This is a genomic window from Streptomyces thermospinosisporus, from assembly GCF_039526425.1.
GTDB classification, from domain to species: domain Bacteria; phylum Actinomycetota; class Actinomycetes; order Streptomycetales; family Streptomycetaceae; genus Streptomyces; species Streptomyces thermocarboxydovorans.
This window is the reverse complement of sequence record NZ_BAAAIZ010000017.1, coordinates 39916-50194: the sequence shown is the minus strand read 5'-3', so window position 1 is coordinate 50194 and position 10279 is coordinate 39916. Positions and strand designations below refer to the sequence as shown.

Genomic DNA, 10279 nt, shown 5'->3' with positions numbered 1-10279 from the left:
TCGAAGACGCCGGTGCGGCCGTCGGCGTGCCGACGGCCGGAGGACGTCTGGCCGCTGTGCCGTTCACCCATGTCCGCTGTCCGTTCCCGTCCGGTTGCGCGACCCGTCCGACGTGTCCTGTGTGCCGGCCGTGCGCCCGCGCCCGTACGTACGGCTCTTCGGTCCCAGCCTTCTCATCCGCCGCGCCGTCCGGCCGGCGCCGAGGCTGGGCCCCTTCACTTCGACTCCCCCAGCGTGCGACGCCGGTCATCCGTCACACCCGTCGCGCCGAGTTCCTTCGCCAGGCGCTTCAGGCCCCGGTAGGCGGCGGTGCGCACCGCGCCGGGCCGCTTGCCGAGGACGCGGGCGGCGGCGTTGCCGTCGAGGCCGACGACGACTCGCAGCAGCACCGCCTCGGCCTGGTCGCGGGGCAGAGAGCGGATCAGCCTCAGGGCGTACTCGGTGGACAGCGACTCCAGCACCTGGTCGTGGGTGCTGTGCGGGCCGGGCAGGTCCAGCACGTCCTGTTCCAGCGCGGTGCCCTGGGGCCGTACGCGCTGCCGCCGCAGGTGGTCCAGTGCGCGGTGCCGGGCGATGGTCGCCGTCCAGCCGCGGAAGCCCGCACCGTCGCCCCGGAACCGGCCGAGGTCCCGGGCTATCTCCAGCCAGGCGTCGGAGGCGACGTCCTCGGCGTCGTCGCCGACCAGTCCGCGCAGATAGCCGAGGAGTCCGGGCTGCACGAGGCGGTAGGCGACCGCGAAGGCGGCCTCGTCGCCCTCCTGGGCCCGCGCGACGGCCGCGCCCAGTTCCCCGTCGTGCGCGTGCACGCGGCGGGGTTCGCCTGCCTGGCCCAAGAACTGTCCTCGTCCGTACCGGTTCGTAGCGACTCCGCACCGTTCGGCACGGTCGTTCTCGCCTGCGTCCTCCACGGTCAACAGCGCCGGGCCGTCGGCAAGTGTCACAGCGGGGCCGTGACGGAGCCGGGTGGGCGGCTGTGTCCGCGAGGTTCCGGAGGTTCCGGAGGTTCCGGGGGCCATGTCGCCGGGGTGCGCGCCGTTCTCAGCGCCTCGGGGTTCCGCGGGTGGCGTCCCGGCAGAGCAGGCGCAGGGAGCCGTCGCCGGTGTAGCAGCGGCGGGCCTCCTCGATGGGGTCCCAGAGGTGCCCGTCCGGGGTGCGCACCCAGTGGTCGCCGCCCGAGGCCCACCACTCGCCGCCGGTCTGACGGACGATCACCTCACCGGCGTAGGCCCCGAAGCCGCGCAGCACCGTCTCCACGGCGGGGTACGGGGCGGACTCGCGGCGGATGCCCTCGATCATCCGGTCGACGCTCCACAGGCTGCGGGCCGAGTAGTCGAGGCGCAGCCGTGCTCCCTCGCGCATCGCGGCCACGGTGTCGGCCGCCCACCGGACGGGTTTGGCGGCGGCGCTGGGCCGGGTGGTGTGCTGCTGGGTCGTCGCGTTCGTCGCAGTCGTCACATGAGGAAGAGCGCGGTGGCACCGTGTTCCGTCACCGGGATCCGGGCGTGTTCCCGCAACCGGCGCCGGATCGGCGCAGGCCCGCCCCACCTCCCCCGCACCTCTGTCACAGACGGGGGTCCGGGCGGGTTCCCTAGCCGTCGCGGCGGCTGCGGCGGGAGAGGGCGGCGCGCAGGACGCGGCGGCCCTCGGTGGTCACCTCCAGGGCGCGGCGCAGCCCGGCCGGGCCGTGCGCGGAGAGGACCTCCAGGACGGTGACCTGGCGGCGCAGTTCGGCGGCGACGAGCGGGGACATGCCGTCGGTGCGGCCCTCGCGGGGCGCGTCGACGCTGCGGGCGGGGTCCTCGGCGGGGTCGGCGCCGTCGAGGAGGCGGTGGATGCGCAGGGCGGCGACGGAGCTGGCGTCGGCCCACGGCCGCAGGTCGCCGGCCGAGCGCTCGGCCGGGGCGGCCTCCAGCATGCGGTGGGCGAGGGTGACGGCCTCGTCGTCGCCGCCGGGCTGGTCGAGCTTGTCGCGCACCTTCGCCAGCTGCTCCGGCCAGTCGCCCGGGTCGGCGTCCACGGACAGGCCGGCCCACAGCGGGCGCAGCACCTCGTCGTCGCCGCCCAGCAGGGGCACGCACCGATCCAAACAAGCCAACCCGCTCACGGCCAGCCCGAGCTCGTCGGCCTGTGCGATCCGTTCCACCAGGCTCATCCACGCCTCCCTCAGCGGGTTTCCCGGGCCCTCGGCGGGGCCCTGACGGGCCTTCTTCCTCACGGAGCCCGCATTTCCCCTTACTGCGTGCGACGGCCCGGTAGTGTCACTCGGGCACCACGCCGAGCCGGTCGAGCAGCCGGAAGAAGAGGTTTTCGGCCACCGGGTCGGGGTCGGCGGACAGCACCTCCACCAGGTCGTCGGCGGACACGGCGTGCCCCGCCTCGGCGGCCCAGTCGACGGCGCGCCGGGCGGCGTCGCGGGGTTCCAGGAAGTAGTCGTCGACGGTGAGTTCCTCCTCGCCGCCGCCGATGTAGCGGGCCATGGCGGTGCGGGCCAGGCAGGTCGTCCAGGCGCCGCTCTCGGGGGCGGCCGCCTCCACCACCACGCAGTCGCTGTCCATGACGTAGCCGAACAGCGCGGGAGCGCCGGTCTCCCGGGCGAGGTCGTTCATGTTCCCGATGTCGCCGCCGGCGCTCGGGTACTCCCACACCTGCCAGCCGCCCGGTGCCGAGGTGCGCAGGGTCATGCCCTGGGCGGCACCGGCCAGCGCGTCCAGTCCGGCGAGCGGCCGCTCCGCGCGGCCCACGACGAAATACCCCCAAAAGCCCATGTGTCGGTGTTCCCCCTGGTGTTTCGGTTCCGGCTCAGCAGAACACCACCACAGTCGTACGGCAGTTCGCAGGCGTATGCGGCAATCCGCCCGGACGTGTGCGGTCTGCGGGCCCGGCGGCCCGGGGGTCAGCCGAGCCGGTCCGCCAGGGCGCGGAACTCGGTCCAGGACAGCTCCGGCCGGCCCGGGTCCCACAGTTTCTGGACGGTGGCCCGCAGCGGCATCCGGATGCCGGCCGCGACCTGCTCCTGGGTCTGGGCGCGGGGCAGGTCGCCCCAGATGGCGAAGGAGCCGCCGAGTATCTGGGCGTCGTAGCGCTCCGGCACGGCGGTGGTGCCGCGCAGCACCCGCGGCGTCCACTGCTCGTAGATGCGCTGTCCGGTCGGGTAGGTGAAGGTCAGCGGCTCGCCGAGGACGTAGTAGAGGAACTCGTCGTTGTAGTTGACGACCTTGCGGCCCTCGGCGAGGTACTCGACGGGCTGGCGGGCGCCGATCTCCTTGCCGGTCCAGTAGGCGACCTGGATGTCCTTGGCGGCCTTCACCGAGCCGCCGCGGAAGAAGCCGTCGTTCCAGGCGCGGGGGGTGCGGCCCTTGGCGCGGACGGTGGCGGCGCGGTCGTTGAGCCAGCCGGTGGTCAGGTCCTCGACGGTGGCGCCGGAGCCGTACCGCTCGCGCGCGGCGGCGGCGAGGCCCGGGAAGGACGCCTCGGGGTCGGAGACCACCAGGGCCTGGTACTCGTCGCCGCCGAGGTGCCACTGGCTGCCGGGGAAGAGCCCGGCGTACTCCTCGAGCAGGTCGTCGACGATCCGCGCGGACTTCTCCTTGGAGATGTCGATGGCGCCGCGCACGGCACCGCCGCCGGTGCTGCGCAGCTGCAGGTCCGGGTGGGCGGCGATGACCGCGCCCAGGTGTCCGGGCGAGTCGATCTCGGGCACGACGGTGATGTGCCGGCTCCTGGCGAGGTCGACGATCCGCTTCACCTGCGCCTTGGTGAGGTGCTCCCGGGACACCACCTCGGGGTGCGAGTCGGACTCGATGCGGAAGCCCTGGTCGTCGGAGAAGTGCAGCCCCAGCTCGTTGAACTTCAGGTCGCCGAGCTCGCGTATCCGGTCCTCGATCCAGTCGGCGGTGTAGTGCTTGCGCGCGATGTCCAGCGACAGTCCGCGCCGGGGTTTGGCGGGCGCGTCCCGCACGACGCCCTCGGGGGCGGTCCCGGCGCCCTTGACGGCCTGCTTCAGGGTGCGGGTGCCGTAGAAGACGCCGGCCTCGGCGGGTCCGCTGACGGTCACCCGGCCGCCGCGCACGGTCATGGTGTAGGACTCGGGGTTCGCCCCGGCGTCGCGGTTGAGCACAAGGCGCAGGTCGCCGGTCTTCTCGTCGTTCTTCTCCCCCGCGTAGGTCAGGCCCAGCTCACCGGCTATCAGCCGGCCCTCGTCGGCGAGGGCGGGGTCGTCCACGACCACCCGGTGTCCGCGCGCCGGGCGCCAGCCGGGGCCGCGTTCGGCGGTGTGCTCGCGGACCGCGGGTATGGTCCGCGGCGCCTTCGACAGCGGGTAGGAGCGGGTGGGGCTGGGGCTGTCGCCGGGCGTGGTCCCGGCGGCCTCGTCGGAGCCCTCCGCGCGGTCCCCGGTGGAGGCGGCGGCCGGGCCCTCGGAGGCGCCGTCGCCGGCGGAGGCCCACAGTCCGAGGCCGACACCGGTCCCGGCGACCAGCGCGGCGGCGGTCAGCGCCACCACCGCCACCCGTCGCTGCTTGATCCGCTGCACGGATGCCCGACGCCGGTGCTGCCCCTGCTGCCTGTGCTGACTCACACCGCCAACCTAAGGCCCATCCAGGTGACGGGCGTCGTCGAGCTGTTCTGAAACTCTCCCGTGCGAGTGAATTTCCGGCATCGATCGGACACCTCGTGGACTCACTCGATAACGTGATGTCACAACTCTCACACCATCCACCGGACCCACACGCGACACCCACGAGGACTTACGCTGCCTGCGCACCGTCTCCCAGACCTCCCCGGCCGTGTCGCCATACCCGGTCAGTGCCGCGGCGCATCGCCGCTGACCCTCTTCAACACGGCCCCGCCCGACATCGCGGAACGCACCCTGCTGACCTGCCTGCACAGCCCCACCTGGGCCCGGCTCGTCGCCGGCCACCGCCCCTACCCGGACGCGGCCGCCCTGCTGGCCGCCGCCGACGAGGCGGCCTACGACCTGGGTGCGGCCGACCTCGCCGAGGCACTGGCCGCCGAGTCCCTGCCGGCCCTTCCGGAGGACACCTACTCGGCGGCCCACACGGCCCTGAACGCCGCACAGGCGGCCTACGAGGCGCGATTCGGACACGCGTTCGTCATCTGCCTGGACGAGGTCCCCGCCGAGGAGCGCCTGGACCGGATCCTCGGCGACATCCGGTCACGATTGGCCAACGATCCGGAGGAGGAGCGCCTGGTGGCCGCGGAGCAGCTGCGGCGCCTGGCCAGGGGCCGTCTGTGCCGCTGCCTCAAGGGCGCCGGGGGCTGCGCGACCAGCCGCTGACACCCGCGCCCGGCGCAAATCCGTCCATACCGCCCCGCAAGCCGCTCCCCTAGCCCAGAAGCGTGCCACTTTGATCACACCCCCCGACCCCCGCTGAGCCCCACGCCGACGGATGGCTACGATGCTGGGGGCCGGTGGACCGTACCCGGCCGGGCCCGACCGACACGACAAGCCGGCGCGGCCCCAATCCCCGCTCCCGGAGGAAACTTCCGTGCCGGCTGGAACGCTGTACCGCGGCCGGGAAGGAATGTGGTCCTGGGTGGCTCACCGAGTCACCGGCGTCCTCATTTTCTTCTTCCTGTTCGTTCACGTGCTGGACACCGCTCTCGTGCGGGTGTCCCCGGAGGCCTACGACAAGGTCGTGGCCACGTACAAGACGCCGATCGTCGCGCTGCTGGAGTACGGCCTCGTCGCCGCCATCCTCTTCCACGCGCTCAACGGCCTGCGTGTGATCGCCGTCGACTTCTGGATCAAGGGGGCCCGGTACCAGAAGCAGATGCTCTGGACCGTCGTCGCCGTGTGGGTCGTGCTGATGCTGGGGGCGATCTACCCCGTCCTCGGCCACGCCGCTCGTGAACTGTTCGGGAGCTGACGCCCATGTCCACGACTGAAACCCCCGCCTCCGGCATCGGCCCCGTCGAGGGCGAGTCCCTCTACTCCGTCGACAACCCGGCGCCGGTCATCGAGCCCCCGCGCAAGCGGACCAAGAAGACCCCGAAGACCGCCCGCGGCAACTTCGAGATGGCCGCCTGGCTCTTCATGCGTCTGTCCGGTGTGGTGCTGGTCGTCCTGGTCATCGGCCACCTGCTGATCCAGCTCGTGCTGGACGGCGGCGTGTCCAAGATCGGCTTCGCCTTCGTGGCCGGCCGCTGGGCGAGCCCCTTCTGGCAGGTCTGGGACCTGGCGATGCTGTGGCTGGCGATGCTGCACGGCGCCAACGGCCTGCGCACGGTCATCAACGACTACGCCGAGCGGACGAACACCCGTCTGTGGCTCAAGGGCCTGCTCTACACCGCCACGGTGTTCACCATCCTGCTGGGCACGCTGGTGATCTTCACCTTCGACCCGAACATCCGCTAGGCACGGGGCTGCGAGAATCATGAAGATCCACAAGTACGACACCGTCATCGTCGGCGCCGGTGGCGCCGGTATGCGTGCCGCCATCGAGGCGACCAAGCGCAGCCGCACCGCTGTCCTGACCAAGCTCTACCCCACCCGCTCCCACACGGGCGCCGCGCAGGGCGGCATGGCCGCCGCGCTGGCCAACGTGGAGGAGGACAACTGGGAGTGGCACACCTTCGACACGGTCAAGGGCGGTGACTACCTGGTCGACCAGGACGCCGCCGAGATCCTGGCGAAGGAGGCCATCGACTCCGTCCTCGACCTGGAGAAGATGGGTCTGCCGTTCAACCGCACCCCGAACGGCACCATCGACCAGCGCCGCTTCGGCGGTCACAGCCGCAACCACGGCGAGGCCCCGGTCCGCCGCTCCTGCTACGCGGCCGACCGCACCGGCCACATGATCCTGCAGACGCTGTACCAGAACTGCGTCAAGGAGGGCGTGGAGTTCTTCAACGAGTTCTACGTCCTGGACCAGCTGATCACCGAGACGGACGGCATCAAGCGGTCCGCCGGCGTGGTGGCCTACGAGCTGGCCACCGGCGAGATCCACATCTTCCAGGCGAAGTCCGTGATCTACGCCTCCGGCGGCTGCGGCAAGTTCTTCAAGGTGACCTCCAACGCGCACACCCTGACCGGTGACGGTCAGGCCGCCGTCTACCGGCGGGGCATCCCGCTGGAGGACATGGAGTTCTTCCAGTTCCACCCGACCGGCATCTGGCGCATGGGCATCCTGCTGACGGAGGGCGCCCGCGGTGAGGGCGGCATCCTCCGCAACAAGGACGGCGAGCGCTTCATGGAGAAGTACGCGCCGGTCATGAAGGACCTCGCCTCCCGCGACGTCGTCTCCCGCTCCATCTACACGGAGATCCGCGAGGGCCGCGGCTGCGGTCCCGAGGGCGACCACGTCTACCTGGACCTCACCCACCTGCCGCCGGAGCAGCTGGACGCCAAGCTGCCGGACATCACCGAGTTCGCGCGCACCTACCTCGGCATCGAGCCCTACACTGACCCGATCCCGATCCAGCCGACGGCGCACTACGCCATGGGCGGCATCCCGACCAACGTCCAGGGCGAGGTGCTGGCGGACAACACCACCGTCGTGCCCGGCCTGTACGCGGCCGGCGAGGTCGCCTGCGTCTCCGTGCACGGCGCCAATCGCCTGGGCACCAACTCGCTGCTGGACATCAACGTGTTCGGCAAGCGGGCCGGTATCGCGGCGGCCGAGTACGCGCGGAACGCCGACTTCGTGGACCTGCCGGAGAACCCGGAGGCCTTCGTCGCCGAGCAGATCGAGCGGCTGCGCACCTCCACCGGCAACGAGCGGGTCGCCCAGCTCCGCCGGGAGCTGCAGGAGACCATGGACGCCAATGTGATGGTGTTCCGCACCGAGCAGACCATCAAGACGGCGGTCGAGAAGATCGCCGAGCTGCGCGAGCGCTACAAGAACGTCGCCATCCAGGACAAGGGCAAGCGGTTCAACACGGACCTGCTGGAAGCGATCGAGCTGGGCAACCTGCTGGACCTCGCCGAGGTCATGGCGGTGTCCGCGCTCGCCCGCAAGGAGTCGCGCGGCGGTCACTACCGCGAGGACTACCCGAACCGCGACGACGTCAACTTCATGCGCCACACCATGGCGTACCGCGAGGTCGGCGCCGACGGCACCGAGACCGTCCGTCTGGACTACAAGCCGGTCGTCCAGACCCGCTACCAGCCGATGGAGCGTAAGTACTGATGGCTACCCCTGTTCTGGACAAGGACGCGGCCGGCAAGCCCGGGCCTTCTTCCGCCGAGTCCCCGTACATCACGGTCACCTTCCGGGTCCGCCGGTTCAACCCGGAGGTCTCGGCGGAGGCGACCTGGGAGGACTTCCAGTTCGAGATCGACCCCAAGGAGCGGGTCCTCGACGGTCTGCACAAGATCAAGTGGGATCTGGACGGCACGCTGACCTTCCGCCGCTCCTGCGCCCACGGCATCTGCGGCTCCGACGCCATGCGGATCAACGGCAAGAACCGCCTGGCGTGCAAGACGCTGATCAAGGACATCAACCCGGAGAAGCCGATCACGATCGAGCCCATAAAGGGACTCACGGTCCTGAAGGACCTGGTCGTGGACATGGAGCCGTTCTTCCAGGCGTACCGGGACGTGATGCCGTTCCTGATCACGAAGGACACCAACGAGCCGACGCGCGAGCGCCTTCAGTCCGCGGAGGACCGCGAGCGCTTCGACGACACCACGAAGTGCATCCTGTGCGCGGCCTGCACCACCTCCTGCCCGGTCTTCTGGAACGACGGCCAGTACTTCGGCCCGGCCGCCATCGTCAACGCGCACCGCTTCATCTTCGACTCGCGTGACGAGGCCGGCGAGCAGCGCCTGGAGATCCTCAACGACCGCGACGGCGTCTGGCGCTGCCGCACGACCTTCAACTGCACGGACGCCTGCCCGCGCGGCATCGAGGTCACCAAGGCGATCGCCGAGGTCAAGCGAGCCCTCATCACCCGCCGCTACTGAGCCAACGTCAGCACAGCCCGGTGAGGGCCCCGTCTCCTTCGGGAGACGGGGCCTTTTCGCGTGGCCCGGGTGCCGTCGCGGAGCCTGCGGGCATTCGTGCCGCCTAGGGCGGCACGGGTGGGCGCAGGCGGTAACGGGAGTCTTCGGGGGAGCGTGAGCGAGCATGCCGCTTCAGAGGGCGGTGGCTCGGGCCTGCAGGGCCCTGTGCACAAGCCTGGCCGTGGTCTTGTGGGTCACCACGGCTGCCAGGCGGGTGAGTTCGGTGTGGGCGGGGTCGCCCTCGGTGCGGGTGAGGGCGTGGACTGCGGCGGTGGCGACCTTGGGGCTGCGGGGGCCGATGCCGGTCACGGGTTCGAGCGACGTCTCGGCCAGGGCGCCCAGGGCACGGACGGTGCCGGGGTGCGGGGGCAGCAGGGAAAGCAGCCCGGCCAGGCCGCGCAGGGCGGTGGCGTTGCAGGGGTCGTAGGCGTGGTTGATGTCCGGCTCCCAGACGCGGGGCTTCAGGGGGAGGGTGCGGGGGCGGCCCACCAGGGTGAGCCAGGGCAGGACGGTCTCGCGGACGTGTTCGGCGCCGAGGGTGTCGACGAGGGCGCGGGCCTGTCTGTCCCATCGGGTGGTGGGGCGGGCGGAGGCGGCCGTTGTGATGTGGGTGAGCAGGGCCCGCCAGGCGGGGCCGGTGGCGTCGCGCAGGGCCTGTTCGGCCCACTCCTCGCCGACGTTGAGGACCGGCTCGGTGAGTCTCGTCGCCAGTCGGCGCACCTCCTCGCCGCAGGCGGGGTGGAGGGCCGAGCGGCGGATGACGGCGACCACCGCGGGTGCGGGCGCGCGGCCTTCGGCCAGCTCCGTCTCGACCAGGACGTGGAGACGTTCGATGTCCGAGGTGAGGCGCAGCCGGGCCAGGTCGTCCAGGGCCCGGCGCCGCTCGGCCGCGAGCGGGGCGAGGGCGTCGTCGCCGGCGCCCTCGGCGAGGCGGCAGCACAGGGCGAGGATGCGGCCGCGCTCCTCCAGCACGTCGCCGGCCGAGCCGAAGCGGTCGGCCACCGCCCGTATCAGCGCACGGCGTTGCCGGCCCGTCAGGTCCCGGAGCTCGTCCAGGACGGCGCCCCAGAGACCGATCGAGCTGCGGTTGTCCGGGCCGAGCGCCCGCATCGCCCGGGCGGCGGCCCGGTGCAGGTCCCCGGCGGCGACGTGGTTGCGTATCCGTGCCGGATGGGACTTCGGCCCGCGACTGCTGAACGTCGTCTTCCCCATGGCCGACGACAGTAGGGGCCCGCACCGACAACTCCCCGCCAGGCCGGGGGGGCGCTGGACGAATTCGCCGTGACGAGGGCCACTCCGACGTTGAGTTGAACA

General features: G+C 71.7%; 11 protein-coding genes. 5 read left to right on the top strand and 6 right to left on the bottom strand.

The features are described from left to right. Positions 1–215: 215 nt before the first annotated feature. From ABD207_RS07345 to ABD207_RS07325, 5 genes are all read right to left on the bottom strand, one after another. Positions 216–833, bottom strand: coding sequence for an RNA polymerase sigma factor (locus ABD207_RS07345; protein ID WP_344010989.1), 618 nt, complete (start codon positions 831–833; stop codon positions 216–218). A gap of 205 nt (positions 834–1038) precedes the next feature. Further along, complete coding sequence (locus ABD207_RS07340) at positions 1039–1455, bottom strand: hypothetical protein (RefSeq protein ID WP_344010988.1); 417 nt, start codon at positions 1453–1455, stop codon at positions 1039–1041. Between the two features lie 133 nt (positions 1456–1588). Continuing rightward, complete coding sequence (locus ABD207_RS07335; RefSeq protein WP_344010986.1) at positions 1589–2152, bottom strand: hypothetical protein; 564 nt, start codon at positions 2150–2152, stop codon at positions 1589–1591. Between the two features lie 106 nt (positions 2153–2258). Next, positions 2259–2765: a hypothetical protein gene (locus ABD207_RS07330; RefSeq protein ID WP_344010984.1), complete on the bottom strand. Its 507-nt coding sequence runs from the start codon at positions 2763–2765 to the stop codon at positions 2259–2261. 128 nt (positions 2766–2893) lie between these two features. After that, a complete protein-coding gene (locus ABD207_RS07325) occupies positions 2894–4507 on the bottom strand; it encodes a beta-N-acetylhexosaminidase (protein ID WP_425580650.1) in 1614 nt (537 codons plus the stop codon). 285 nt (positions 4508–4792) lie between these two features. On the opposite strand from ABD207_RS07325, the gene ABD207_RS07320 reads away from it, so the two are divergent. From ABD207_RS07320 to ABD207_RS07300, 5 genes are all read left to right on the top strand, one after another. Then, positions 4793–5296 (top strand): 2-oxo-4-hydroxy-4-carboxy-5-ureidoimidazoline decarboxylase, encoded by a 504-nt coding sequence (locus ABD207_RS07320; RefSeq protein ID WP_344011168.1) that lies wholly within the window; start codon positions 4793–4795, stop codon positions 5294–5296. A 211-nt stretch (positions 5297–5507) separates the two neighbouring features. Continuing rightward, complete coding sequence (gene sdhC, locus ABD207_RS07315) at positions 5508–5888, top strand: succinate dehydrogenase, cytochrome b556 subunit (protein WP_167993605.1); 381 nt, start codon at positions 5508–5510, stop codon at positions 5886–5888. Between the two features lie 5 nt (positions 5889–5893). After that, a complete protein-coding gene (locus tag ABD207_RS07310; RefSeq protein ID WP_344010982.1) occupies positions 5894–6376 on the top strand; it encodes a succinate dehydrogenase hydrophobic membrane anchor subunit in 483 nt (160 codons plus the stop codon). A gap of 19 nt (positions 6377–6395) precedes the next feature. Next, complete coding sequence (sdhA, locus tag ABD207_RS07305) at positions 6396–8150, top strand: succinate dehydrogenase flavoprotein subunit (RefSeq protein ID WP_344010980.1); 1755 nt, start codon at positions 6396–6398, stop codon at positions 8148–8150. Beyond that, a complete protein-coding gene (locus tag ABD207_RS07300) occupies positions 8150–8926 on the top strand; it encodes a succinate dehydrogenase iron-sulfur subunit (protein WP_344010979.1) in 777 nt (258 codons plus the stop codon). Before sdhA ends, ABD207_RS07300 begins: the two co-directional genes overlap by 1 nt. 171 nt (positions 8927–9097) lie before the next feature. On the opposite strand, the gene ABD207_RS07295 is transcribed toward ABD207_RS07300, so the two are convergent. Beyond that, positions 9098–10177: a serine/threonine-protein kinase gene (locus ABD207_RS07295; protein WP_344010978.1), complete on the bottom strand. Its 1080-nt coding sequence runs from the start codon at positions 10175–10177 to the stop codon at positions 9098–9100. Between the last annotated feature and the right edge of the window lie 102 nt (positions 10178–10279).